The organism is Pseudomonas sp. CP4 (assembly GCF_047758505.1).
GTDB classification, from domain to species: Bacteria; Pseudomonadota; Gammaproteobacteria; order Pseudomonadales; family Pseudomonadaceae; genus Aquipseudomonas; species Aquipseudomonas fluorescens_AO.
In genome coordinates this window covers 2,350,975-2,376,600 of record NZ_CP180489.1, presented here as the reverse complement: position 1 = coordinate 2,376,600, position 25,626 = coordinate 2,350,975, and the positions used below count along the sequence as shown (strand labels likewise).

The 25,626-nt window shown below is 61.9% G+C and carries 18 protein-coding genes and 1 pseudogene; 10 read left to right on the top strand and 9 right to left on the bottom strand.

Annotated features, from left to right (window positions below; genetic code table 11):
* Positions 1-44 precede the first annotated feature (44 nt).
* The 4 genes and pseudogenes from ampD to ACMYUN_RS10645 all read left to right on the top strand — a co-directional run bounded on the left by ampD (position 45) and on the right by ACMYUN_RS10645 (position 3,654).
* On the top strand, positions 45-605 hold the full coding sequence (gene ampD / locus ACMYUN_RS10660; protein WP_130000122.1) for a 1,6-anhydro-N-acetylmuramyl-L-alanine amidase AmpD: 561 nt from the start codon (positions 45-47) through the stop codon (positions 603-605).
* Entirely contained in the window at positions 602-1,441 is an 840-nt protein-coding gene (gene ampE, locus ACMYUN_RS10655; protein ID WP_415763657.1) for a regulatory signaling modulator protein AmpE, read from the top strand. Before ampD ends, ampE begins: the two co-directional genes overlap by 4 nt.
* Before the next feature lie 215 nt (positions 1,442-1,656).
* Positions 1,657-2,748, top strand: a pseudogene (locus tag ACMYUN_RS10650) (methyl-accepting chemotaxis protein); the annotation flags it as partial.
* Entirely contained in the window at positions 2,725-3,654 is a 930-nt protein-coding gene (locus ACMYUN_RS10645; RefSeq protein WP_401205007.1) for a methyl-accepting chemotaxis protein, read from the top strand. The pseudogene ACMYUN_RS10650 and the gene ACMYUN_RS10645, both read left to right, overlap by 24 nt.
* A 125-nt stretch (positions 3,655-3,779) precedes the next feature.
* On the opposite strand, the gene ACMYUN_RS10640 is transcribed toward ACMYUN_RS10645, so the two are convergent.
* Together ACMYUN_RS10640 and cra are read right to left on the bottom strand one after the other, a co-directional pair.
* Positions 3,780-4,556, bottom strand: coding sequence for a TatD family hydrolase (locus tag ACMYUN_RS10640; RefSeq protein WP_415763656.1), 777 nt, complete (start codon positions 4,554-4,556; stop codon positions 3,780-3,782).
* 3 nt (positions 4,557-4,559) lie between these two features.
* Positions 4,560-5,555, bottom strand: a complete 996-nt coding sequence (gene cra / locus ACMYUN_RS10635; RefSeq protein WP_415763655.1) for a catabolite repressor/activator — start codon at positions 5,553-5,555, stop codon at positions 4,560-4,562.
* Between the two features lie 305 nt (positions 5,556-5,860).
* On the opposite strand from cra, the gene ptsP reads away from it, so the two are divergent.
* The 4 genes from ptsP (at position 5,861) to ACMYUN_RS10615 (ending at position 13,198) form a co-directional block, all read left to right on the top strand.
* The gene (gene ptsP, locus ACMYUN_RS10630; protein WP_415763654.1) at positions 5,861-8,722 is read left to right on the top strand and encodes a phosphoenolpyruvate--protein phosphotransferase; all 2,862 of its coding nucleotides are present in this window, start codon (positions 5,861-5,863) and stop codon (positions 8,720-8,722) included.
* The gene (gene pfkB / locus ACMYUN_RS10625) at positions 8,723-9,664 is read left to right on the top strand and encodes a 1-phosphofructokinase (RefSeq protein WP_415763653.1); all 942 of its coding nucleotides are present in this window, start codon (positions 8,723-8,725) and stop codon (positions 9,662-9,664) included.
* Positions 9,665-9,675: 11 nt separating this feature from the next.
* Complete coding sequence (locus tag ACMYUN_RS10620; protein ID WP_415763652.1) at positions 9,676-11,409, top strand: PTS fructose-like transporter subunit IIB; 1,734 nt, start codon at positions 9,676-9,678, stop codon at positions 11,407-11,409.
* A gap of 247 nt (positions 11,410-11,656) precedes the next feature.
* Entirely contained in the window at positions 11,657-13,198 is a 1,542-nt protein-coding gene (locus tag ACMYUN_RS10615) for an alkaline phosphatase D family protein (RefSeq protein WP_415763651.1), read from the top strand.
* 119 nt (positions 13,199-13,317) lie between these two features.
* Here ACMYUN_RS10615 and ACMYUN_RS10610 read toward each other — a convergent pair whose 3' ends face one another.
* On the bottom strand, positions 13,318-15,846 hold the full coding sequence (locus ACMYUN_RS10610) for a PepSY domain-containing protein (RefSeq protein ID WP_415763968.1): 2,529 nt from the start codon (positions 15,844-15,846) through the stop codon (positions 13,318-13,320).
* Positions 15,847-16,082: 236 nt separating this feature from the next.
* Positions 16,083-18,398: a TonB-dependent receptor gene (locus ACMYUN_RS10605; RefSeq protein WP_415763650.1), complete on the bottom strand. Its 2,316-nt coding sequence runs from the start codon at positions 18,396-18,398 to the stop codon at positions 16,083-16,085.
* 207 nt (positions 18,399-18,605) lie between these two features.
* On the opposite strand from ACMYUN_RS10605, the gene ACMYUN_RS10600 reads away from it, so the two are divergent.
* A complete protein-coding gene (locus ACMYUN_RS10600; RefSeq protein ID WP_415763649.1) occupies positions 18,606-19,286 on the top strand; it encodes a Fe2+-dependent dioxygenase in 681 nt (226 codons plus the stop codon).
* Positions 19,283-20,041 (top strand): tetratricopeptide repeat protein, encoded by a 759-nt coding sequence (locus ACMYUN_RS10595; protein WP_415763648.1) that lies wholly within the window; start codon positions 19,283-19,285, stop codon positions 20,039-20,041. The genes ACMYUN_RS10600 and ACMYUN_RS10595 overlap by 4 nt, the downstream gene beginning before the upstream one ends.
* 186 nt (positions 20,042-20,227) lie before the next feature.
* Here ACMYUN_RS10595 and ACMYUN_RS10590 read toward each other — a convergent pair whose 3' ends face one another.
* The 5 genes from ACMYUN_RS10590 to ACMYUN_RS10570 form a co-directional block, all read right to left on the bottom strand.
* Positions 20,228-21,391: a type III PLP-dependent enzyme gene (locus ACMYUN_RS10590; protein WP_034154440.1), complete on the bottom strand. Its 1,164-nt coding sequence runs from the start codon at positions 21,389-21,391 to the stop codon at positions 20,228-20,230.
* Between the two features lie 637 nt (positions 21,392-22,028).
* The gene (locus ACMYUN_RS10585; protein ID WP_016771732.1) at positions 22,029-23,186 is read right to left on the bottom strand and encodes a betaine/proline/choline family ABC transporter ATP-binding protein; all 1,158 of its coding nucleotides are present in this window, start codon (positions 23,184-23,186) and stop codon (positions 22,029-22,031) included.
* Positions 23,183-23,836: an ABC transporter permease gene (locus ACMYUN_RS10580; RefSeq protein ID WP_123443381.1), complete on the bottom strand. Its 654-nt coding sequence runs from the start codon at positions 23,834-23,836 to the stop codon at positions 23,183-23,185. The genes ACMYUN_RS10585 and ACMYUN_RS10580 overlap by 4 nt, the downstream gene beginning before the upstream one ends.
* 13 nt (positions 23,837-23,849) lie before the next feature.
* A complete protein-coding gene (locus tag ACMYUN_RS10575; protein ID WP_016771730.1) occupies positions 23,850-24,743 on the bottom strand; it encodes a glycine betaine ABC transporter substrate-binding protein in 894 nt (297 codons plus the stop codon).
* 20 nt (positions 24,744-24,763) lie between these two features.
* Positions 24,764-25,453, bottom strand: coding sequence for an ABC transporter permease (locus tag ACMYUN_RS10570; RefSeq protein ID WP_166554532.1), 690 nt, complete (start codon positions 25,451-25,453; stop codon positions 24,764-24,766).
* Between the last annotated feature and the right edge of the window lie 173 nt (positions 25,454-25,626).

Below are 25,626 nucleotides of genomic sequence, written 5' to 3'. Positions count from 1 at the left end.
GCGGCATACTGGGCGCCCACATGGTCGGTGTTGAAGGAATCGGTATGCAGTTGGATCCCGCGAGCGGGTGGTGTCATGGCGTGCAGATCTGCCCGTCGCCCAACTTCAATGAGCGCCCGGCGGGCGAAGTGTCCCTGTTGGTCATCCACAACATCAGCCTGCCGCCGGCGCAATTCGCCACGGGCAAGGTGCAGGAATTTTTCCAGAATCGTCTGGATGTCACCGAACACCCCTATTTTGCAGGCATCGCTGAGCTGCGCGTCTCGGCGCATTTTCTGATCGAACGTGACGGCAAGGTCACCCAGTTTGTCTCCTGTCTTGCGCGGGCGTGGCATGCCGGCGTTTCGATGTTCGAAGGTCGTGAAACCTGTAACGATTTTTCCGTGGGCATCGAGCTGGAAGGCACCGATGATCTGCCATTCACCGACGAGCAATATCGCGCGTTGACTGCGCTGACCCGGCAGTTGCAGAAACGTTTTCCGGCGATCACCGCTCAGCGCATTTGCGGCCACAGCGATATCGCGCCGGGGCGCAAGACCGATCCGGGACCGGCATTCGACTGGGCACGCTACCGCGCCGCCCTGGCAAAAGAGGAAGGACAATGAGTTTTCTGGTGTTACTGCTGGCGGTGTGGATCGAGAAGTTTTCGGCCCTGCGCCATCGGCTTCAACGCGACGGCGGATGGATCCGCGAACTGCACAAACTCGAAAACAGCAATCGACTGGCCAGGCAGCCGTGGCTGGTGCTGACGATTCTGGTGCTGTTCCCGGTGGCGTTGCTGGCGCTGTTGCTGCTGGTACTGGAACCGGTGGCTTACGGTCTGCTGGCGCTGCCGGTGCACTTGTTGGTGGTGATTTACAGCCTCGGGCGTGGCGATCTGCTCGGCGGCCTCGGGCCGTTCCGCGATGCCTGGCGTCGTGAGGACCTGCAAGCGGCGGCGCACGTGGCCAAGCGCGACCTGAACATCTGCGCTGACAGCGGCGAGCAATTGCTCGAGCAGGTGCAAGGTCATTTGTTGTGGCAGGCCTATCAGAGTTTCTTCGCGGTGATCTTCTGGTATTTCCTCCTCGGTCCGGTGGCAGCATTGGCCTATCGGCTGTTGGCGCTGGCCGAAGAGCACGGGACCAACCCGGCGCTGGTCGAGCGTGCTGCGCAGTTGCGCCATGCCTTCGATTGGGTGCCGGTGCGTTTGCTGGCGGCGAGTCTGGCGCTTGTCGGCAACTTCGTCGCGGTCAGTCGAGTGATGCTGCACGAACTGTTGAACTGGAACATCAGCGCAGCGCAGTTGATCAACAAGGTCGGCCTGGCAGCCGGGGAGGTTCCACCGCCAGTGGTCGGCCCGGACGGCATCAACACCCTCGACTGCCTGTGGGAACTGCTGCTGCGCGCGGCGGTGCTGTGGTATGCCGGGTTTGCCTTGTGGACTGTTCTGGTTCACTGATCACAGCAAGATCAAAGATCGTCCGATCGCGGCCCGAGCCTTCGGACGATCTTTTCGTTGTTAACCTTAAGTTACAAAACCTCCCGCCGATTTACGCTATACAGAGATAGCGCCCGATAGTGGCTATCTGCTCTCGTCCCGCGCCTGCCAATAAAAACAAGAAAAACCAAGGGAGACTTCCAGTGAAGAGCTTGCTCTATCCCGCCGTCTCGCTGATGAACCGTCTGAGCTTCGGCATGAAGTTCAGCCTGATCAGCGTGCTGTTCCTGGTGCCGATGCTGGTGACCAATTTCTATCTGGTGCGCGACTCCTATCGCGAATTTCAGGGCACCCGCGTCGAACTGCAGAGCCTTGACCTGCTGGGCAGCAGCCTGAGCCTGCGTCGCGATCTGGAGACCCTGAACAATCTGGTGCAGATCGACGTCACCCTCGGCCAGTCCGGCAAGGCCGGCAACGTCGAAGCGCAGATCCAGACGCTGGAGCAGGCTTTGCTCGGGCGCCTGGAAGGGCTGGCGGCGATGACCGAGGACCCGGAGCAGATCAAGCAGTTCGAGGCCAAGCGCGATGAAATGATCGCCGCGTTCAAGGCCCAGCAGGCGGAGAGCTCGCTGCAAAGCAAAAGCGCGTTGATTGGCAAATTGCTGGCCAGTGCGCAGATTTTCAGCCAGATCATCACCAGTCAGGCCGGCCTCAGTCGCGATAACCAGAGCGACATTCGCCAGCTCAGCGAACTGGTGACGCTGATCACCCCCAGCGTCACGCAGACTCTCGGCGAAGGCCGGGCGATGGGCTCGTATTCGTTGGGCCAGGGCTTTCTAAACAGTTCCTCGAGCACGCGTTTTGACGAGTTGCTGGTGCAGATCGAAAAACTTCAGGCTGAGTACGCTCTGAAACTGCAGGACGCCCTCGGTTCCAGCAGCGCCGCCCGCGAATCCCTCAGTGCCCAGGCCGACACCAGCAAGGCCTCGCTCAAGCAGGCGAGCGAGCTGTTCGAAGAGCAAGTGGTGATGGCCGACACCCTCGATGCGCCGTGGCAGGCGTTCTACGATCAGGTCACCGGGCTGATGGAACACACCTACCAGCTCAATCAGGCCACGCTGAAATTCCTCGACAGCCAGTTGCAGCAGCGTCTGGCGCAGAACCGCGCGCACATGATTCTGCAAGCCTCGGCGCTGTCGGTGGTGTTCGTGCTGATTTTCTATCTTTATGGCGGTTTCTACGCCTCGACCCGCACCACCCTGAAAAGCCTTGGCGCGATGATGGACAAGGTCGCGGCCGGTGACATGACCGTCAACTTCAAGGCCAGCAGCCGTGATGAACTGGGCGAGTTGGGCGAGGTGTTCAACGGCACGGTGAAGAAGATTCACGACTTGATCGAACGTGTCGGTCACACCGTCGGCGAGGTCGAGCGTCAGGCCGGACAGGTCGAAAGCGTGTCGGCGCAAAGCAATCAGGCCGTCGCCGGGCAGCGTACGCAGATCGAACAAGTGGCGACGGCGATGAACCAGATGTCGGCGACGTCAATGGAAGTCGCGCGCAGTGCTGCGGCCGCGGTGAGCAGCGCCCATAGCGTCAACGACGAAACCCTCAGCGGGCGCGGTCTGGTGGAATCGCAGCAAGGCAGCATTGCCGCGCTGGCCAGCGAAATCGATCAGTCGGTGCTAGTGATCAATCAACTGGCCAGCGACAGCCAGTCGATCAGCCGGGTGCTGGAAGTGATCAAAAGCATCGCCGAACAGACCAACCTGCTGGCGCTCAACGCCGCGATCGAAGCGGCCCGGGCCGGTGAGCAGGGCCGAGGCTTCGCAGTGGTCGCCGACGAAGTACGCACCTTGGCCAAGCGCACCCAGCAATCGACCGAAGAAATCGAACAGATGATCGCCAAGTTGCACGGCGGCGTCGGCGCGGCGGTGAAGGCCATGGGTGTCAGCCATCAGATGGCCAATGGCACGGTCGGGCAGTCGGAGAAGGTCCAGCAGGCACTGGAAAATATTCTTGGCGCGGTGGGCATGATCGTCGACCAGAACCAGCAGATCGCCGCCGCCGTCGAACAGCAGACCGCCGTGGCCCATGACATCGACCAGAACATCGTCGAGATCAACCGAGCCGGCGAACGCACAGCGCAAGGTGCGCACCAGACCGAAGATGCCAGCCGCGCGCTGTCGGCGCAGGTGGTAGAACTCAAACAACTGATCAGCGCGTTTCGCGTCTGAAAGGCTGGAGCCGGATCAAAAATGTGGGAGCGAGCCTGCTCGCGAAGGCGGTGGGTCAGGCACTGGCGATGTCACTGACAGATTGCTTTCGCGAGCAGGCTCGCTCCCACAGGGGATTTGCGGTGTTACCAGCCGAAGACTTCGCAGCAGTTGGCGGTGCTGACGTTGGCCAGTTGTTCTGGGGTGATATTCATCAGCTCGGCCAGCGCCGCACAAATCGCCGGCAGATGCGCCGGGCTGTTGCGCTGGCCGGGGAACATCGCGGGGGCCATGTCCGGTGAATCGGTTTCCAGCACCACCGATTGCAGCGGCAGTTCCGGCAGGACCCGATGCATGCGCAATGCCTGCGGCCAGGTCGGTGCACCGCCAAGACCCAGTTTGAAACCGAGCTTGATGTATTCCCGCGCTTCCTCGCGGCTGCCGGCAAAGGCGTGGATGATGCCGGCGCGCTTGAGCTTGAAGCGTTTGAGCGTGGCGATCACCGCTGCGTGGCTGCGGCGGACATGGATCAGTGCTGGCAACTCGAAGTCCGCCGCCAGTTGCAGCTGCGCTTCGAACAACGATTGCTGGCGCTCGCGATCCAGGGTTTCGATGAAATAATCGAGGCCGATCTCGCCGACTGCGCACAGCTGCCGATGCCCACGCAACCGTGTCAGCCAGTCCCCCAGCGCATGCAAATCCTCGGGACGATGGCGATCGAGAAACACCGGGTGCAGACCGAACGCCGCGTACAGCTCGGCATCGCTCTGCACCAGATCCCAGACCCGTTGCCAGTTGTCCTGATGCACGCCCAGCACAACGATGCGCCGCACGCCGAGGGCGCGGCTTTCGGCCAGCAACTCGGCGCGATCGGCGTCGAAGTCGGGGAAGTCGAGGTGGGTGTGGCTGTCGATCAGCTCCACGATTCAGTCCCGATGAATACGCTGCTTGAAGGTCCGCGCAATGGCTTGCACGCCCGGTTGGTAGTCGTCCTGCTCGACCGCGGCCAGGGCCAGTTCCAGGGCCTTGTCGGCGATCAACTGATGTTGCTGGGACATGGCATTGACCGGCAGCGGCAGGAAATCCAGCAACTGCGTGTCGCCGAAGGTGCCGAGGCGCAGCGGCCGCGATTTAAGCGGGAAATCATGCAGCGCATCGAACACGCCTTGCAGCAGCACGTAGGAAGTGGTCACCAGCGCGTCAGGCAAATGCCCCAGACGCTGCAGGAGTTCTTCCATCAATTGCTTGCCGCACTCGCGGCTGAACGACTCGGCGTGCTCGACCAGCACTTCGCCTTTGAAGTCGCTGAGCGCTGCGCGGAAACCGGCGGCACGCTCCTGGCTGATGCTCAGCTCCGGGCGTGCGCCGAGCAGCACGATCTGTTTGGGCTGCGGATCGAGCAGGCTCTGGGTCAGGTGCAGACTGGCCTCGCGGTCGTCGCTGATCACCGAACAGAAATGCTCCGGCTCCATGACCCGGTCGATGGCGATGATCGGCAGACCTTTGGCCTGCAACTGGCGGTAGCTGTCATCATCGGCGGGCAGGCAACTGGCAACGATCAGCGCATCGCAGCGACGCGCGCGGAACAGTTGCAGCAACTGGCGCTCGCTGTCCGGCGCATCGTCGGAACTGGCGATCAGCAATTGATAACCGCGCGCCCGCGCGCCTTGTTCGAGCAACTTGGCGATCCGCGCGTAACTGGGGTTTTCCAGATCCGGCAGGATAAAGCCCAGGGTGCGCGTGTGCCGACTGCGCAGGCCGGCCGCTTGCGGATTGGGCGTGAAGCCGTGCAGATCGACCACCGCGCGCACGCGCTCGACGGTCGCGTTGCTGATGCGTTGCTGTTCGGCCTTGCCGTTGATGACGTAGCTGGCGGTGGTGACGGAGACGCCGGCCAACCGCGCGATATCACTGAGTTTCAACCCGGTATTTCCTTGTTGTTTCGAGCATGCCGCGACATTTTCGCCAATCCTACCCGATAAGGGCAGTCGACTTGTTGCCTGGGCAGATCCGACCAGTTGGACTTCAAGGATGAGACATTATCGAGTAACGTGCCGATCAATCTAGATTAAACGTTTCAGCAAGCGTATTTTCTACGTTTTAGACGCCTTTGGCCGGTCCTGCCGTGAAACCGCCAAAACTGCCGCTGAAAAGCGCGGCAGAGCGCCTAAGCTGTGAACCATTCAAAACAATACCTGGCGTTGAACTGCGCCAAAAAGGAGATCGCATGCTCGAGCTCACTATAGAGCAGATATCCATGGGCCAGTCGGCCGTGGATAAACCCGCTGCCCTGCAATTGCTGGCCAGTCATCTGGTTGCCGACGGTCTGGTGGCCGACGGTTACCTCGCCGGCCTGCAGGCCCGGGAAGCCCAGGGCTCGACCTTTCTCGGTCAAGGCATCGCCATTCCCCACGGCACCCCGGAAACCCGCGATCAGGTATTCGCCACCGGCGTGCGCCTGATGCAGTTTCCCGACGGCGTCGACTGGGGCGATGGCCAGATCGTTTATCTGGCGATCGGCATCGCGGCGAAATCGGATGAACACCTGCGCCTGCTGCAACTGCTGACCCGCGCCCTCGGCGAGACCGATCTGGGCCAGGCCCTGCGTCGCGCCAGCTCCCCCGAAGCGTTGCTGAAACTGCTGCAAGGCGCGCCGCAGGAACTGGCACTGGATGCGCAGATGATCGGCCTCGGCGTGTCGGCCGATGATTTCGAAGAGCTGGTCTGGCGTGGCGCGCGTCTGTTGCGTCAGGCCGATTGCGTCAGCAATGGTTTTGCCGGTGTTTTGCAGCAAGTCGAAGCGCTGCCACTGGGCGATGGCCTGTGGTGGTTGCACAGCGAACAGACCGTGAAGCGACCGGGGCTGGCGTTCGTCACCCCGGACAAACCGATGCGCTACCTCGGCCAGCCGCTCAGCGGTCTGTTTTGCCTCGCCAGTCTGGGCGAAGCGCATCAGGCGTTGCTCGAGCGTTTGTGCGCGTTGCTGATCGAAGGTCGCGGCCACGAATTGGGCCGCGCCACCAGCAGCCGCAAAGTCCTTGAAGTGCTCGGCGGTGAACTGCCGGCCGATTGGCCGAGTGCACGCATTGCCTTGGCCAACGCCCATGGCTTGCACGCACGCCCGGCGAAAATTCTCGCGCAGTTGGCGAAAAGCTTTGATGGCGAAATCCGCGTGCGCATCGTCGACAGCACTGACAGCGCCGTGTCGGTGAAGAGCCTGAGCAAACTGCTCAGCCTCGGCGCCCGCCGCGGTCAGGTGCTGGAGCTGATCGCCGAGCCGAGCATCGCCGCCGATGCCTTGCCGGCCCTGCTCGCGGCGATTGAAGAAGGCCTCGGTGAGGAAGTCGAGCCGCTGCCGGCCGTAAGTCAGCAGCGGGAAGTGATCGCCGACATCGCCGAAGTGCTGGTCGCTCCGGCGTCGGGCAGCCTGTTGCAGGCGATTCCCGCCGCACCGGGCATTGCCATCGGCCCTGCGCACATTCAGGTGCAACAAGCCATCGATTACCCGTTGCGCGGCGAGTCTGCTGCGATCGAGCGCGAGCGCCTCAAGCAAGCGCTGAGCGACGTGCGCCGCGACATTCAGGGCTTGATCGAACGCAGCAAGGCCAAGGCCATTCGGGAAATTTTCATCACTCACCAGGAAATGCTCGACGACCCGGATCTGACCGACGAAGTCGACACCCGCCTCAAGCAAGGCGAAAGCGCCGAAGCGGCATGGATGGCGGTGATCGAAGCTGCGGCCAAACAGCAGGAATCGCTGCAGGACGCTTTGCTTGCCGAGCGTGCCGCCGATCTGCGCGACATCGGCCGCCGGGTGCTGGCGCAGTTGTGTGGCGTGCAAACCGCGAACGAGCCTGAGCAACCGTACATTCTGGTGATGGACGAAGTTGGCCCGTCCGATGTCGCGCGGCTGGACCCGGCGCGAGTGGCGGGTATTCTCACCGCACGCGGCGGCGCTACCGCGCACAGCGCGATCGTCGCCCGTGCCCTCGGTATTCCAGCACTGGTCGGCGCGGGTGCGGCGGTGTTGCTGCTCGAACCGGGCACACCGCTGCTGCTCGACGGCCAGCGCGGGCGTCTGCATGTCGACGCTGATGCCGCGACCCTCAAGCGTGCCGCCGAAGAGCGCGACACCCGCGAGCAACGCCTGAAGATTGCCGCTGAACAGCGCCATCAACCGGCGCACACCACTGACGGTCACGCCGTTGAAGTGTTCGCCAACATCGGCGAAAGCGCAGGTGTGACCAGCGCGGTGGAGCAGGGCGCCGAAGGCATTGGTCTGCTGCGCACCGAACTGATTTTCATGGCCCACCCGCAGGTGCCGGACGAGGCGACCCAGGAAGCGGAATACCGTCGCGTCCTCGATGGCTTGGCCGGGCGCCCGCTAGTAGTGCGCACGCTCGACGTCGGCGGTGACAAACCGTTGCCGTATTGGCCGATTGCCAAGGAAGAGAACCCGTTCCTCGGCGTGCGCGGCATTCGCCTGACCCTGCAGCGGCCGCAGATCATGGAAGCGCAACTGCGTGCCTTGCTGCGCTCGGCTGACAACCGTCCGCTGCGGATCATGTTCCCGATGGTCGGCAGCGTCGAAGAGTGGCGCCAGGCCCGCGACATGACCGAACGTCTGCGCAAGGAAATTCCGGTCGCCGACCTGCAATTGGGGATCATGATCGAGGTGCCGTCCGCCGCGTTGCTTGCGCCAGTGCTGGCCAAGGAAGTCGACTTCTTTAGCGTTGGCACCAACGACCTCACCCAATACACCCTGGCCATCGACCGTGGTCACCCGACGCTGTCTGCACAAGCGGATGGCTTGCACCCGGCGGTCCTGCAACTGATCGACATCACCGTGCGCGCCGCCCATGCCCATGGCAAATGGGTCGGTGTCTGCGGCGAGCTGGCGGCTGATCCGTTGGCGGTGCCGGTGCTGGTCGGCCTCGGTGTCGACGAACTCAGCGTCTCCGGGCGCAGCATTGCCGAAGTCAAGGCGCGCATCCGTGAACTCAGCCTGACCCAGGCGCAAACCCTCGCTCAACAGGCCCTGGCCCTGGGCAGCGCGAATGAAGTGCGCGCATTAGTGGAGGCCCTGTAAATGGCCAAGATTCTCACCCTGACCCTCAACCCGGCTCTTGACCTCACCGTCGAGCTGTCGCGGCTGGACGCTGGTCAGGTCAATCGCAGCGAGGAGATGCACACCCACGCTGCGGGCAAAGGCGTCAACGTCGCCCAGGTGCTGGCGGATCTCGGCCATCAGGTCACCGTCAGCGGTTTTCTCGGCGAAGACAATCAGCAAGCGTTCGAAACCCTGTTCGCCAAGCGCGGTTTTATCGACGCCTTCATCCGCGTGCCGGGCGAGACGCGCAGCAACATCAAAGTCGCTGAACAGGACGGGCGCATCACCGACATCAACGGTCCGGGGCCAATGGTCGATGCAATGGCGCAGCAAGCTATGCTTGATCGCTTGCTGCAGATCGCACCGGGGCACGATGCCGTCGTGGTCGCCGGCAGTCTGCCGCGCGGCGTCACTGCGCAGTGGTTGCGCGAGCTGATTGAAAGGTTGAACGCGCTCGGCTTGAAAGTCGCCCTCGATTCCAGCGGCGAAGCCTTGCGCGCTGCGTTGCAAGCCAGCCCCTGGCTGATCAAGCCGAACACCGAAGAACTGGCCCACGCCCTCGGCTGCGAAGTGGTCTCGCCGATCGCCGAAGCACAAGCCGCGGCACGTCTGCATGCGCAAGGCATCGAGCACGTGGTGATCTCCCACGGCGCCGACGGGGTCAACTGGTTCAGTGTCGGCTCGGCCCTGCACGCCACGCCGCCGAAGGTCAGCGTGGCCAGCACGGTCGGGGCCGGCGATTCCTTGCTGGCCGGCATGCTCCACGGTTTGCTCAGTGCCGATACCCCCGAGCAAACCCTGCGCACCGCCACCGCGATTGCGGCGATGGCGGTGACCCAGATCGGTTTTGGCATCAACGACGCTGCGCAACTGGCGCAGCTCGAACAGGGCGTGCGCGTGCGTCCCCTGACAGAACAATAAGAGGGTTTGTGATGAAGTTAGCCATTGTTACGGCTTGCCCGAACGGCATGGTCACCAGTGTGCTGTGCGCGCGTCTGCTCGATGCAGCGGCGCAGCGTCAGGGCTGGAGCACCAGCGTCGAGGTGGTTGATCCGGCGCACCCGGAACGCGAATTGTCGGCGGCGACCATCGAAGCGGCGGAGTGGGTGTTGCTGGTCACCACTGGCGCGGTGGACATGAGTCGCTTCGTCGGCAAGCGCGTGTTCCAGATCGCTCCGGCGCAGGCCTTGCAGGATGTCGAAGCGGTGCTGCGTCGCGGTGCTGAAGAGGCCGAAGTCTACGTGGCCAGCGAGGGCGAACCGGCGATCGATGCGCCCCGTGCGCCGCGCATCGTCGCCATCACGGCCTGCCCGACCGGCGTCGCCCACACCTTCATGGCCGCCGAAGCGTTGCAGCAGACGGCCAAGCGCTTGGGCTATGAATTGCAGGTCGAAACCCAAGGCTCGGTCGGCGCGAAAACCCCACTCAGCGCAACGGCCATCGCCGAGGCAGACGTGGTGCTGCTGGCGGCAGATATCGACGTCGCCACCGAGCGTTTCGCCGGCAAGAAAATCTATCGCTGCGGCACGGGCGTTGCGCTGAAGCAGTCCGAAGCAACCCTGAAAAAAGCCCTGGCCGAAGGCGCTGTGGAAAGCGCAGCAAGCGACGGCAAGGCTCCGGCCAAGTCCGAGAAAACCGGTGTCTACAAACACCTGCTCACGGGTGTTTCGTACATGCTGCCGATGGTGGTGGCGGGTGGTTTGCTGATCGCGTTGTCCTTCGTGTTCGGCATCACCGCGTACAAGGAAGAAGGCACGCTGGCGGCGGCGCTGATGCAGATCGGCGGCGAAACCGCGTTCAAGCTGATGGTGCCGCTGCTCGCCGGTTACATTGCCTACTCGATTGCCGACCGTCCGGGCCTTGCTCCGGGGATGATCGGCGGCTTGCTCGCAGGCACCTTGGGCGCTGGATTCATCGGCGGGATCATTGCCGGTTTCATCGCCGGTTACGCCGCCAAAGCCATCGCCCGCTATGTGAAATTGCCGCAGAGCCTGGAAGCGCTGAAGCCGATTCTCATCATCCCGTTACTGGCCAGTCTGGTCACCGGCCTGGTGATGATTTACGTGGTCGGCAAACCGGTCGCCGGCATGCTCGCGGCGCTTACGCAGTTCCTCGATAGCATGGGCACCACCAACGCAATTCTGCTGGGTGTGTTGCTCGGCGGCATGATGTGCGTCGACCTCGGTGGGCCGATCAACAAGGCGGCCTATGCGTTTTCGGTGGGGCTGCTGGCCTCGCAGAGTTACGCACCGATGGCCGCGACCATGGCCGCCGGCATGGTGCCGCCGATTGGTCTGGGCATCGCCACCTTCATTGCCCGGCGCAAGTTTGCCCAGACTGAACGCGAGGCCGGCAAAGCCGCTTTCGTGCTGGGCCTGTGCTTTATCTCCGAAGGGGCGATTCCGTTTGCCGCGAAAGACCCGCTGCGGGTGATTCCGGCGAGCATCGCCGGCGGCGCGCTGACCGGTGCCTTGTCGATGTACTTCGGCTGCAAACTCATGGCGCCGCACGGTGGCTTGTTCGTGCTGGCGATTCCCAATGCGATCAACCATGCACTGCTGTATCTGCTGGCGATTGTCGCGGGGAGCCTGGTCACGGCGGTGGTGTATGCGCTGCTCAAAAGGCCTGAGGCTGTCGAGTTGGCGCTGGAACCTGCCAAGGCCTGACCGACAACACCAAATCCCTGTGGGAGCGGGCTTGCTCGCGAAAGCGGAGTGGCAGATAAAAAGTATCGCCTGACACAACGTCTTCGCGAGCAAGCCCGCTCCCACATTCAGTCGCGGTTACTCAGACGGACCGCGATCAATGGTGGGAGCAAGCGAGCCTGCTCCCACATTGGAACTACGGGGTGTCTGGTGTCATGGCGAGTTCATATAGGCATGCTTAAGTTTTCCCTTTTGCAGGGAGAACACCATGAGCGATTTCAATCTCGGCCGGCGTCGCGTCATGCAAGCGGTCGGCGCCGGGCTGTTGCTGCCGGGGCTGGCGCCGGCGGTGATTGCTTCGGTCAAGGATCGTCCGCAGCTCACCGACGGCGTGCAGTCCGGCGACCTGCTCGGCGACCGCGCGATGATCTGGAGCCGCAGCGATCGGCCGGCGCGCATGGTGGTGGAGTGGGACACCGGCAGCCTGTTCGGCAACCCGCGCAAATTCGTCTCGCCACTGGCCGATGCGCGCAGCGATTTCACCGCCCGCGTCGAACTCACCGGCCTGCCGGCCAACCAGGCAATTTTCTATCGCGTGCACTTCGAAGATGCCCAGAGCGGCGTCGCCAGTGAACCGTGGTTCGGCCATTTGCGCAGCGTGCCAACGACAAAACGCGACATCCGTTTTGTCTGGAGCGGTGACACCGTCGGCCAGGGCTTCGGGATCAACCCGGACATCGGCGGGATGCGCATCTACGAAGCCATGCGCTTGCGCTTGCCGGACTTCTTTATCCACAGCGGCGACACCATTTATGCCGACGGCCCGGTGCCCGCGCAACTGACCACCGAAAGCGGGCGCATCTGGCGCAACATCACCACTGAAGCCAAGAGCAAAGTCGCGCAGACCCTCGACGATTATCGTGGCAACTATCGCTACAACCTGATGGACGAAAACATCCGCCGCTTCAACGCCGAAGTGCCGCAGATCTGGCAGTGGGACGATCACGAAGTGGTCAACAACTGGTCACCGGGCAAGCAACTGGATGAGCGCTATCAGGAGAAAGATATCCACAAGCTGGTCGGTCGCGCCCGGCAGGCGTGGCTGGAATACGCGCCGATGCGTTTGCAAGCGGCGGACGGCGGCGGGCGCATTTATCGCAAGCTCAGCTACGGGCCGATGCTCGACGTATTTGTGCTGGATATGCGCAGCTATCGCGAAGCCAATGACGACAACCTTGGCGCGGCAAAACCGTTTCTCGGCCGTGAGCAACTGGATTGGCTCAAGCGCGAATTGAAGGCATCGAAGGCGCAGTGGAAAGTCATCGCCGCCGACATGCCCATCGGCCTTGGCGTCCCGGACGGCGAGGTAAGCCCAGGCGTGGCGCGTTGGGAAGCCGTGGCCAACGGAGACCCTGGCCCGGCGCAGGGGCGTGAGCTGGAAATTGCCGAATTGCTCGGATTTCTACGTGCGCAGCAGGTGCGCAATTTCGTGTTTCTGACGGCGGACGTGCATTACTGCGCGGCGCATCACTACCACCCGGACCGTGCCGCGTTTCAGGATTTCGAACCGTTCTGGGAGTTCGTCGCCGGGCCGTTGAATGCCGGCAGCTTCGGGCCGAATCCGTTGGACAAGACGTTCGGGCCTGAGGTGGTGTTCGAGAAGGCGCCGCCGGCGCAGAACACCTCGCCGTTTGCCGGGTTTCAGTTTTTTGGCGAGGTGAATATCGACGGGCAGAGCGGTGAGATGAGTGTGGTGTTGCGGGATCTGGATGGCATCGCTGTTTTCGAACAGAAACTCCAACCGGTCTGAGCACCGCGTCCCCTGTGGGAGCGAGCCTGCTCGCGAAAGCGGACTTCCAGCCAACACCAATGTTGACTGTTAAATCGCCTTCGCGAGCAGGCTCGCTCCCACAAGGGGATGGTGTTGGGTCAGTAAACATCCCGGCGATAGCGGCCCTGTTCGATCAGGCGTTCGACTTCGGCGCTGCCGAGGATATCGTTGAGGGCCTGGTCGACGCCTGAGGCCATCCCCTGAAGGCTGCCGCAGATATAGATGACGGCACCATCTGCCAACCATTTCTTCAATTCATCCGCCGACTCACGCAAGCGATCCTGCACATAAACCTTTTCAGCCTGATCCCGTGAAAACGCCAGGTCCAGCCGCGCAAGATCACCATTGACCAGCCATTCCTCAAGCTCGGCGCGGCAGAGGAAATCGTGTTCGCGGTTACGCTCGCCGAACAGCAGCCACTGTCGTTGCTGACCGTCGGCAATGCGTGCCTTGAGCAAGCTGCGCAGGCCGGCCAGCCCGGTGCCGTTGCCCAGCAGGATCATCGGCACCGGCTCGTTCGGCAGGTGAAAACCACTGTTGCGCCGCACGCGCAGGCTGATGCTGCCGCCCACTGGCGCGTGTTCGGTGAGCCAGCCGGAGCCGATGCCGAGGCTGCCGTCGTTGTGCTGTTCCTGACGGACGATCAGTTCCAGCACGCCGTCAGCGGCAATCGAGGCAATCGAGTATTCGCGCATCGCCAGCGGCACCATCGCGTCGACCAGCGACTGCGCATGCAAACCGACCAGATGCGCGCGGTGTTCGGGCAACTGGCGTGAGGCGAGGGCGACTTCCAGTGGTTCGTCGATCCCATTGACCTTCACCTGAGTTTCGCCACGGATGCCGAGGCCGTCGAGGAAATGCTCGATGGCCCACGGGCAGTTGCGCGGCAGCACTTCGACCAGGTCACCGGCCAGCCAACTGCGGGTGTCCGGGGCTTTGAGGCCGAGCAGGTAGACCGGCGCGCCGCTGCTGTCGGGGTTCATCAGTTCGCGACGGACCAGCGTCCAGTTGTCGTAGCTGGGTGCTTGCCAGGTTTCGCTCGGCGCCTGTCCGGTGAGCTGGCCGAGTTGCGTTTGCCAGTGACGCAGCGCGTAGGGATCGCCGCTGTCGACTTCCACTGGGGCGAACAACGTCTTGCCGCCGTGTTCGCCGAGCCATTGATGCAGGCGCTTGGCGAAGCCGCAGAAGTGCGCGTACTGCCGATCACCGAGGCCGAGGACGGCGTAGTTGAGGCTATCGAGTGTCGAGGCCTTGGCCAGCACTTTGCGTTCGAAACCGCGGGCGCTGTCCGGCGCTTCGCCGTCGCCGAAGGTGCTGACCACAAACAATGCGTTATTCGAGTCCCGCAGATCCTGTTCGCTGAGATTGCCCAGCGGCTGCACGTTGACCGGCAGCCCGGCGGCCTGCAATTGCCCGGCGGTCTGCCACGCCAGTTGCTCGGCGAAACCGCTCTGACTGGCGAAACCGATCAGCCATGCCGAAGCATCGGCGGACGGTTGCGCGAGGCCTTGGCGCGCATCCTTGATCTGCTTTTTCTTGCGCCGGCGATCCAGATACAGCAGCCACCCAGTGATGAAAAACAGCGGCATGCACACCGCCGCAATCGTTACGATAATGCGCCCGACAAGGTCGAAATAGCTGCCCACGTGCAGCGCATAAATGCTGGTCAGCAATTGTGCCTTGAAGCTTTTCTCGGCATAGCGGTCGACGCGTTTGACTACGCCGGTCGCCGGGTCGAGTGTGATCTGGTTCAGCGCGCGATCATGCGGCGAGCTGTCGAGCAGGTAGAACACGGTTGCCGGTTGGCCGGCCACTGCTGGCATGCGGATGTTGTACGCGGCCAGACCCGGGCCGGCGGCGCTGTAGATGCTGCTCCACATCGCCGCGTAGTCGGCGGTCGGTGCCGGACCTTCCGGCGCCGGGCCGCGCCCGCCGCGCACGCGTTCGTTTTGCGGCGCGTCGGAAAGCAGTCGGGTCAGGCCTTTGTTGTACCACTCGTACGACCATGACAAGCCGGTCAACGCCAGCAGTAGATAGACCAAAAGGCACCAGGTGCCGGCTACCGAATGCAGATCCCAATTGAACGCGCGGCCCTTCTTTTTCCAGTCCAGGGTCAACCACACGCGCCAGCTGTTCCACTGGCGCGGCCAGCGCAGATAGAGGCCAGAGAGACAGAAGAACAACAGCATCAAGGTGCAGGCGCCGGTGATATTGCGCCCGGTATCGCCCATGGCGAGGAAGCGGTGCAGTTGCAGCATCAGGCCGAAGAAATCCTGACCGGTGGCGTCGCCCTTGAACTCGGCGGTGTACGGATCGAAGTAGCGCATTTCGCCACGCCGTTCGCCCTTGGGCGGGGTGAAGAACACCCGTGCGGCGTGACCGCTGTCGGTCTCGACCCAGAGCATCGCGACTTTCTTGCCGGACGCGGCTTCGATGCGTTCCACCAGTTCAACTGGCGGCAGCACGCCGGCGACCTGTTTTTCCACCTGCAGAACGGACGGATTCAGCGCGCGCAGGATCTCGTCCTGAAACGAATAGGCCGCGCCGGTGATGCCCATCAGGGCCAGCACCAGCCCTGCGGTGATGCCAAAAAACCAGTGCAACTGGAACAGGGTTTTCTTCAACACGTCACTCGCCGTCCGTTCGGAAATTGTCATCACGGCGCGCATTATGCCGTGGGTTATCAAGAAGCGTTTTGCGTAACACACAAAAGCCCCGTTCAACTGAATGAACGGGGCCTGATCCGTTTCGCAGATCTCATGTGGGAGCGAGCTTGCTCGCGAAGGCGTCGTGTCAGTCAGCATCGACTTCACTGAGCCACCGCTTTCGCGAGCAAGCTCGCTCCCACAGGTTCTCACATCGGTCAGAAGTGGAAGTTGGTGCTCAACAGCGCCGTCCGTCCCGCCGCCTGGTTGGCGAAGTGAGTCGAGAAGGCTTTGTCGTAATAGGTTTCGTCGGTCAGGTTCTGCACGTTGAGTTGCAGGTCGACGTTCTTGGTCAGCTTGTAGGCCGCCATCGCGTCGTAACGCACGTACGAATCGACCATCGTGGTGTTGGCGACACTGCCGTAGACGTCGTCGACGTAGAATGCGCCACCACCGATCGTCAGCTTCGGCGTGACCTGATACGTGGTCCACAGGCTGGCGCTGTTTTTCGGTGTGTTCGGCAGATCGTTGCCGTCGTTGGCGCGACCCAGCGGGCCACCATCAACCTGTTCGCTGTCCATGAAGGCGTAACCGGCGAACACCTGCCACTTGTCGGTGATCTTGCCGCTGGCCGACAGTTCGAAGCCTTGCACGCGGGTCTTGCCGGCGTTCTCGTAGGAACTTGTGTCGACCTGCACGCGAGCGTTTTCCTTCTCGGTGCGGAAGATGTCGGCGGTCAGCGACAGGCGATCGTTGAGCAGATCCCACTTGGTGCCGATCTCGTAGTTCTTGGTGGTTTCCGGCTCCATGTCGCTGCTCAGCAGGTTGCCGCTGCGATCCGGTGTGCCGCCCAGCGGGTTGCCTTCCTGGCCTTCGCCCAGGGTGTTGCCCGGCGGCGTCGCCGAGGTTGCATAGGAGGCGTAGATGCTGCCGTTTTCCGCCGGTTTGTAGACCACGCCGAACTGGCCGGTGACGAATTCGCTGGTGTCATCACCCTTGGAGGTGGTGGTACCGGCGGCGTTGTAGGTCTTGTAGTCGGTGTCGAAATGGTCGTAGCGCAGGCCCATGTTCACCAGCCATTGCTCGGATAACTCCAGCGTGTCGAACACGTACAGCGCGTAGGTGTCGGCCTGGGTGTCGGTGCCGGCGTAGTTGCGCGAGATCGCGCCGTTCCACGGGTCGTTTGGATTCGGGTTAGACAGCGAGGTGCAGTTGTAACCGCTGGCCGCGCCGATCAGGCCCGGGTTGCAGTTGGTAGTGACAGCGCTGGTGCGCGGCGTGGTGTCGGTGTTGACGTTGTACGAGGATTTCTCGCTCTGCTCGCGGGTGTACTCAACCCCGGTGGAGAAGCTGTTCTTGAAACCGGCCACGTAAAAGGTGCCGAACAGATCGGTCTGGTTGGTGGTGGTTTCGGTGTTGCTCACCCGCGTGTTGGCCCGGCGCCAGACGCTGCCGTTGTTGACGTTACCCTTGCTGTCGTCCGGCTGGGTCAGGATGTAATCCTGCATGCTGGTGCCGTGGCGCAGGGTGTTCTTGATGGTCAGCGCATCATTGAGGTCGTGCTCGATGGCGAAGGTCGCGGTGTCGGTGCGGCCCTTGCGGAAGTCGCGATCCAGACCATAGAAATTGTCGTGATCGCCACCGGCGTACGGCTTGTCCGGGTTGGACTTGGTGCGCGCGGCCGATCCACCGGTAGGGATGGTGTAAGGGATACCCGAGTCCGGGGTGTCGTTGCTTTCCAGATGGTAGTAGTCGAGGTTTACGCGGGTATCGGTGCCCAGGCCGAAGGCCAGCGACGGCGCGATGCCCCAGCGGTCGTAATCGACCTTGTCGCGACCGGCGACGTTGCTCTCGTGGCTCATCAGGTTGAGACGGCCGGCAGCGCTGTCGCTGAACTGGTAGTTGCCGTCGAGGGTGTAGCGCTGGGTCTGGTCGGAGCCGTAGGTGAAGCCGCCGTCGAACGAGTTGCCCAGATGAGCTTTCTTGCTCACCAGATTGATGCTGCCGCCGGCGGCGCCACGACCGCCAATCGCCGAGTTCGGGCCTTTGCTGACTTCGATGTTTTCCACGGCGAAGATTTCGCGGCTCTGCGAACCGGTGTCGCGCACGCCGTCCAGATAGGTGTCGCCCTGGGCGTCGAAGCCGCGAATGAACGGACGATCGCCCTGCGGGTTGCCGCCTTCACCGGCGCCGAAAGTGATGCCCGGCACGGTACGCAAGGCGTCCTGCATGTTCAGCGCGCCGGTGTCCTTGAGCACTTGTTGCGGGATGACGGTTACCGAGCGCGGCGTGTCGACCAGTGGCGCGGTGTACTTGGGCGAGGAGGCTTTTTCGACTTGGTAGGACGTCGAGTCCTGGGCTTCGCCGGTGATGGCGGTGGCGTCCAGGGCGATGGCGTTGCCGGACGCTTTGCTGTCGGTCTTTTCTGCTGCGAAGACCATCTGTCCAGCGGAGCCGGCGGTGATTGCGACACCGATTGCCGAGGCGAGCAGACGTGGTGAACTGACCGGTAATTGTGCGTGTTGACGTGCCATTTTTATTCCCCTCCCCAAGGATTTGAGGCGGCGGAATATAGGGTAAACAGGTATTCGTATCAATTGCGAAACATTGTTATTCGCATTGAATTTACATTCTTTACAATTTGCCCTTACGGTTTTTGCCTGTTCGTTCGTCTCGCGGGTTTTACACGGTCAATAAGAATCAATACCATTGCCGCCTTCTTGCCATCAGGTGACATCGCCATGCTGCTGCACATTCCCGGGCTGTTTGCTAAAGACGAAGTGCAGCGCATCCGCCTGGCGCTGGAGCAAGCGGATTGGGCCGACGGCAAGATCACCGCCGGCTTCCAGTCGGCCAAGGCCAAGCACAATCTGCAATTGCCCGAAGGCCACCCGCTGGCCAAGGAAATTGGCGCGGCGATGCTCGAGCGGCTGTGGAAGAATCCGCTGTTCATGTCCGCCGCATTGCCGCACAAAGTCTTTCCACCGTTGGTGAACTGCTACACGGCCGGCGGCAGTTTCGACTTTCACATCGACAATGCCGTGCGCCAGCCCAAGGGCAGCATCGAGCGGGTGCGCACCGATCTGTCGGCGACGCTGTTTTTCAGCGAGCCGGAAGATTACGACGGCGGCGAACTGGAGATTCAGGACACCTACGGCACCCAGCGCGTGAAGCTGCCGGCCGGTGACATGGTGTTGTATCCGGGCACCAGTTTGCACAAGGTCAATGCGGTCACACGGGGTGCGCGCTATGCGTCGTTTTTCTGGACGCAAAGCCTGGTGCGCGAAGACAGCCAGCGTGCGCTGCTGTTCGAAATGGACGGGGCGATTCAGCAGCTGACTCAGGACGTCCCCGATCACCCTTCGCTGATCTGCCTCACCGGCACTTATCACAACTTGCTGCGCCGTTGGGTCGAGGTATGAGTTTCCAGTTGCGCCGCGAGGAAGTTCTCGACGCCGCCGGGTTGGCGGCAATGCTTGAAGAAAGTCCCGCCCGCGCTGCGCAGGCGATCTTGCTGGCGGCGGGCGAGGGCGAGGTTGAAGCGCAGGCGTTGCTTGGGCAGATCCTGCTGGACGGGCAGGGCATCGCGCAGGATCAACCGCTGGCGTTGCGCTGGTTCGGCATCGCCGCCGGTCGCGGGCACCTGATGGCGCGCAACATGCTCGGGCGTTGTCATGAGCATGGTTGGGGCTGTGCGGCGGATGCCTCGGTGGCGGCGCAGCATTATCGGATCGCCGCGGAGGCGGGGCTGGACTGGGCGATGTACAACCTCGCCAATCTGCTGGCTACCGGACGCGGGGTGGCGGTAGATCATCAGCAAGCGCTGGCGTTGTACCGGTGCGCGGCTGAGTTGGGCCATGCGAAATCGATGAATCTGCTGGGGCGTTATCTGGAGGAAGGGCAGGTGTGTCCGGCGGATCCAGTTGCGGCGCGTGAATGGTATCGGCGCTCGGCTGAGGGTGGGGATTTTCGTGGGCAATTCAGTTTTGCTGCAGTTTTAGCGGATGAGGGGCGGATTGATGAGGCGGTCGATTGGCTTGAGAAAGCCTTGGCCTCCGGAAATCTGAATTTTCTGCGGGTGGCGAGTCAGACGCTGGCTGATGCGACAGATTTGCGGATTCAGGCTTTGGCAACTCGGTACCAGCGGCGTGCAGATGAACTGACCCGCACCGCATAACCCTGTGGGAGCGAGCCTGCTCGCGAAGTCGTCGTGTCAGTCACCCACATCTGTACTGACTCACCGCTTTCGCGAGCAGGCTCGCTCCCACAAGGGATCTCCAGTTATTCATGGATCACAAAAAAGCCCATGACACGTCATGGGCTTTTCACTTGCAGCTTGCAGCTCAAAACTTGCAGCTGCTCCTTAAACGTAAAACGACTTCAGCGGCGGGAAGCCATTGAACTCGACCGCGCTGTAGCTGGTGGTGTACGCACCGGTCGACAGCCAGTACAGGCGATCACCAATCGCCAGGTTCAGCGGCAGGCCGTACTTGTAGTTCTCGTACATGATGTCGGCGCTGTCGCAGGTCGGGCCGGCGATCACCACTTCTTCCATCTCGCCTTTCTTCTCGGTCCAGATCGGGAACTTGATCGCTTCGTCCATGGTTTCGATCAGGCCGGAGAACTTGCCCACATCGGTATACACCCAACGCTCGACGGCGGTGCGCGACTTGCGTGCAACCAGTACCACTTCGCTGACCAGGATGCCGGCGTTGGCGATCAGCGAACGGCCCGGCTCCAGAATGATTTCCGGCAGGTCATCACCGAAATCTTCCTTGAGGAAACGGATGATTTCTTCGGCGTAGGTTTCTAGGCTGTTGGTGCGGGTGATGTAGTTGGCCGGGAAGCCGCCGCCCATGTTGATCAGCTTGAGGTGAATGCCGTCTTCTTCTTTCAGGCGCTCGAAGATCACTTTGACCTTGGCGATCGCTGCGTCCCAGACGCTGATGTCGCGCTGTTGCGAACCAACGTGGAAAGAGATGCCGTATGGCACCAGGCCGAGGTCACGGGCGAGGATCAGCAGGTCCATGGCCATGTCGGTCTGGCAGCCGAACTTGCGCGACAGCGGCCAGTCAGCGGTGGTTGAGCCTTCGGTCAGGATGCGCACGTAAACTTTCGAGCCCGGCGCAGCCTTGGCGATGTTGCGCAGGTCGGCTTCGGAGTCGGTGGAGAACAGACGCACGCCCTTCTCGTAGAAGTAGCGGATGTCCTTGGATTTCTTGATGGTGTTGCCGTAGCTGATACGGTCGGCGCTGACGCCGCGGTCCATGACCTTGTCCAGTTCGTAGATCGAGGCGATGTCGAAGCTCGAACCTTTTTCCTTGAGCAGGTCGATGATCTCAACGGCCGGGTTGGCCTTGACCGCGTAGTAGACCTTGGCGAATTCGAAACCGGCGCGCAGGTCATCGTAGGCCTGGGCGATCATCGCGGTGTCGATCACCACGAACGGGGTTTCCTGTTTGTCGGCGAACGCCTTCATTTTGTCGAATGTAGCGCGCGCGAAATAGTCTTCGACCTGGATCGACATGCTGGGTGCTCCTATGGGCAAACTCGTAAAAACAATGGGTGCATGAACGCCCTCCGTATCCCCACTTTGGTTCGCCTACTTCCCAAGGCATGTCGCCGAAAGCAAAAAGGCCCAGAGATGTGCAGCTATCCCTTGGCCTTGCTGTCTCGTCGTCAGTACTTGAGCCGGATGGATCGTTTCCAGCATGGACGTTCGGCGCGAACTTTAGGGCGTGAGGGGCGCGAGATCAACTAAAAATGTCGCGTTTTTGCACGGTTCTGACGTGCGTCGCGTTCATCACTCCTTCTACCCGACCGAGATGACGGGGAGATGTTCCCGGCGAATTTTCGAGTGTTAAACATATCTGCACGTTCGTGGCTTTTGTCAGCTAGATCGCAGGTAAGTGTGATGGCGGCAACATCGGCGACGTTGGCGTCGAGAGGTGGGCGGTAGGGGGATTTTGGCTGTTTGAGACGGAGTTTCTCAGACGCTCTCTGAATATCATATGTTGAGATTCTTTTCCGCCTGATGAGTGAAGAAAAAATCACTCGGATCCTGTGGGAGCGAGCTTGCTCGCGAAGGCATTTTCACAGTCGACATCGTTGTTGACTGATATTGCGCTTTCGCGAGCAAGCTCGCTCCCACAGGGCCTGTATTTTTAGGCGACGACCGTCTCAGCCGGCGAGACGATACTGGTCTTCATTCCCCGCGAACGTCCCGAGCTCAGGTACGCCGCAATCGACTCCTGCGTTACCTCGCCGAGGAACACCCGTTCGGCATCCATCACCGGCAGCCAGGCGCGGTTGAACTCGTACATGCGCGACAGCAGGATACGCAGGTGCTCGTCGTACGCTGCGGTGGCGTTGAACTCACGCAGGAATTGCGCGCAGGTGCCGGTCTGGCGATGCAGGTCGCGACGGCGCACGTAACCCAGCGCCTTGTTCTCGGCGCAAGTCACCACGACATAACGGCGGTCATGCTCGTCCATCAATTCCAGCGCATCGGCCACTGGCGTTTCCGGGCTGACCGACGGCGCGTTGTCCGCCGCGTCTTCGGCCTTCACCAACAGCAGGCGCTTGAGGGTGCTGTCCTGGCCGACGAAGTTGCTGACGAAGTCATCCGCCGGATGCGCGAGCAGGGTGTCCGGGTGGTCGATCTGCAGCAGTTTGCCGGCGCGGAAAATGGCGATCTTGTCGCCCAGTTTGATCGCTTCGTCGATGTCGTGGCTGACCATGATCACGGTCTTGTTCAGCGCGCGCTGCATCTCGAAGAATTCGTTCTGGATCATCTCGCGGTTGATCGGGTCGACCGCGCCGAACGGCTCGTCCATCAACAGCAGTGGGGCGTCAGCCGCAAGCGCACGAATCACGCCGATACGCTGTTGCTGACCACCGGACAATTCCCGCGGATAACGATGCAGATACTGCTTGGGCTCGAGCTTGATCATGCTCATCAGTTCGCGGGCACGGTCGTGGCATTTCTGTTTGTCCCAGCCGAGCAGTTTCGGCACCACGACGATGTTCTCTTCGATGGTCATGTTCGGGAACAGACCGATCTGCTGGATCACGTAGCCGATGTTGCGGCGCAGCGTCACTTCGTCGAGATCGGTGGTGTCTTCGCCGTTGATGAGGATCTTGCCCGAGGTTGGCTTGATCAGGCGGTTGATCATTTTCAACGTGGTGCTTTTGCCGCAACCCGATGGCCCGAGGAACACGCAGATCTCGCCTTCATTGACGGTCAGGCTTACCGAGTCCACGGCTTTGACGTCTTTGCCGTTGCTTTGGAAAGTTTTGCTGAGGTTTTGAAGTTCGATCATTTCAGGAGTCCTTTTGGAGTCAGCGTGCGTTGCAGCCACTGCAGGAGGAGGTCGGCGAAGATCGCCAGAAGACTGACCAGCAGCGCGCCGACGATAAGCATCGACATGTCACTGCGGCTGATGGAGGCGAGGATCAACACACCGAGGCCGCCGGCGCCGATGGTCGCGGCGATGGTCATCACGCCGATGTTCATCACCACCGCCGTACGTACGCCGGCGAGGATCACCGGCACCGCAATCGGCAACTCGACCATGCGCAGGCGCTGGCCGAAGGTCATGCCGATGCCGCGCGCGGCTTCGCGGATGCCCGGCTCGACGCCGGTGAGGGCGAGGTAGGTGTTGCGCATGATCGGCAGCAACGAATAAAGGAACACGGCAGTGATCGCCGGCAGCGGCCCGAGGCCTTGGCCGAACTTGGAGTAGAACGGCAGCAGCAGGCCGAACAGGGCGATCGACGGCACGGTCAGCAGCACCGTGGCGCTGGCCTGCAACGGGCCGGCGAGGGTGGGGAAACGCGTCATCAGAATGCCCAGCGGCACGCCGATGACGATCGCCAGCGTTACGGCGATGCCGACCAGAGTGATGTGCTGCCAGGTCAGGTGCATCACCTGCTGCCAGTCGAGATGGGAAAAGGCGTTCAGAAATTCCATGACTTCTCCTCTCTTAATTCAATGGATGCTGGCGCAGGAAATCGGCGGCAACGGACGATGGGCTCTCGTGGTCGACGTCCACCCGCGCGTTGAGCTGGCGCATGGTTTCGTCGTCGAACAGTTCGGCCAGCGGCTTGAGTTGTTCGGCCAGTTTCGGGTTGGCGTCCAGCGTGGCCTGACGCACCACGGGAGCGGCGGTGTAGTCGGGGAAGTAATGCTTGTCGTCTTCCAGCAATTTCAGGCCGAAGGCGTTGAGGCGGCCGTCGGTGGTGTAGACCAGACCGGCAAACACCTGGCCGTTGCGCAGTGCGGTGTAAACCAGGCCGGCGTCCATCTGCCGGATGTTCTTGCGGGTCAGGTTCATGTCGTAGAGCTTGACCATGCCGTCGAGGCCGTCGGAGCGGTTGGCGAACTCGGTGTCCAAAGCCACCAGATGGTTGGTCTTGGCCTCGGCGCGCAGCACTTCGTTGAGCTGGCTGATGTTGCCGATCTGCGGGTATTGCTCGGCGACTTTTTTCGGCAGGGCAAGGGCATAGGTGTTGCTGAATTTTGACGGCGTCAGCCAGACCAAGCCTTTTTTCGCGTCGAGTTCTTTGACCCGGGCGTAGGACTGCGCGCTGTCGAGTTTCTCGGTGACATGGTTATAGGCCACCAGCGACACGCCGGTGTATTCCCAGAGCAGGTCCAACTGGCCGCTTTCGTGGGCGCTGCGCGCGAGGTTGCTGCCCAGGCCGCCGGTGATCTGTGCGTCGTAGCCTTTGCTGCGCAGGTATTGCGCGGTGATTTCGGCGAGCAGGGTCTGCTCTGTGAAGACCCGGGCGCCGAGGCGGATGACCGGTTTTTCAGCGGCTTGCGCGATTCCTGCGAACAGCAGGACGCAGCCTAGGATCAAGCTAAGTCGTTTCATAAATACTCCTTCGCAAAGCCTTAAGACGGGCGCAGACCGCGTTCCAGCCAGAGACGGCTGGCGAGGGTGACCACGCCATCGAGCAGCAGCGCCAACAGCGCGGTGCACGCAGCGCCGAGCAGCAGTTGCGGCTGATTGTTCAGGGCGATGCCGGGGAAGATCAGGCTGCCGAGGCTGTTGGCGCCGATCAGGAAGGCCAGCGGCGCGGTGCCGACGTTGATTGCCAGCGCGACACGCACGCCACCGACGATGATCGGCACGGCATTGGGCAATTCGACTTTCCACAGCACCTGGCGCGGGGTCATGCCGATGCCGACAGCGGCTTCCTTCAGCGAGCCCTGGACATTTTTCAGGCCTTCATAGGTGTTGCGCACGATCGGCAACAGCGAGGCGAGGAACAGCGCGAAGATCGCCGGGCCGCTGCCGATGCCGAGGATGCCCAGCGCAATCGCAAGCACGGCCAGCGGTGGCACGGTGTTGCCGATATTGAAGATCTGCATGAAGCGTTCGGCGCGGCCGACCATGCTCGGGCGGCTGAGGAAGATACCGGCGGGGATGCCCACGACAAGGGCGGCCAGCATGGAAGCGAGGACGAGAATCAGATGAGCTTGCAGGTAAAACAACAAATCGTCGCGGTAGTGTTCGATCGTGTTGATGCCGATCCAGTGGACCAGCAGGGCCAGGAGCGCGATCACCACCGCACCTCCCATCAGCCCTTTGCCATAGCGGATAGCCACAGGCGGACTCCTTTTTTTGTAGTCGGCGAGCGCTGCTCCGCGTGGCAAGCCATTCCTGGCTGCCGGAGTCAGCGTTCGCGAAAAGTAGCCGTTTTCCAGCACCGGCCAAGCGGTGCGAAAGCGAGCCATGAGCGCAGCCTCGTCAG

Coding starts and splice junctions, on each gene's coding strand:
- ACMYUN_RS10615 (WP_415763651.1), top strand. CDS start 11,657: ATGAGCGATTTCAATCTCGGCCGGCGTCGCGTCATGCAAGCGGTCGGC.
- ACMYUN_RS10600 (WP_415763649.1), top strand. CDS start 18,606: ATGCTGCTGCACATTCCCGGGCTGTTTGCTAAAGACGAAGTGCAGCGC.
- ptsP (WP_415763654.1), top strand. CDS start 5,861: ATGCTCGAGCTCACTATAGAGCAGATATCCATGGGCCAGTCGGCCGTG.
- ACMYUN_RS10590 (WP_034154440.1), bottom strand. CDS start 21,391: ATGTCGATCCAGGTCGAAGACTATTTCGCGCGCGCTACATTCGACAAA.
- ACMYUN_RS10645 (WP_401205007.1), top strand. CDS start 2,725: ATGACCGTCAACTTCAAGGCCAGCAGCCGTGATGAACTGGGCGAGTTG.
- ampE (WP_415763657.1), top strand. CDS start 602: ATGAGTTTTCTGGTGTTACTGCTGGCGGTGTGGATCGAGAAGTTTTCG.
- ACMYUN_RS10620 (WP_415763652.1), top strand. CDS start 9,676: ATGAAGTTAGCCATTGTTACGGCTTGCCCGAACGGCATGGTCACCAGT.
- pfkB (WP_415763653.1), top strand. CDS start 8,723: ATGGCCAAGATTCTCACCCTGACCCTCAACCCGGCTCTTGACCTCACC.
- ampD (WP_130000122.1), top strand. CDS start 45: ATGCAGTTGGATCCCGCGAGCGGGTGGTGTCATGGCGTGCAGATCTGC.
- ACMYUN_RS10605 (WP_415763650.1), bottom strand. CDS start 18,398: ATGGCACGTCAACACGCACAATTACCGGTCAGTTCACCACGTCTGCTC.
- ACMYUN_RS10580 (WP_123443381.1), bottom strand. CDS start 23,836: ATGGAATTTCTGAACGCCTTTTCCCATCTCGACTGGCAGCAGGTGATG.
- ACMYUN_RS10595 (WP_415763648.1), top strand. CDS start 19,283: ATGAGTTTCCAGTTGCGCCGCGAGGAAGTTCTCGACGCCGCCGGGTTG.
- ACMYUN_RS10575 (WP_016771730.1), bottom strand. CDS start 24,743: ATGAAACGACTTAGCTTGATCCTAGGCTGCGTCCTGCTGTTCGCAGGA.
- ACMYUN_RS10570 (WP_166554532.1), bottom strand. CDS start 25,453: ATGGGAGGTGCGGTGGTGATCGCGCTCCTGGCCCTGCTGGTCCACTGG.
- ACMYUN_RS10585 (WP_016771732.1), bottom strand. CDS start 23,186: ATGATCGAACTTCAAAACCTCAGCAAAACTTTCCAAAGCAACGGCAAA.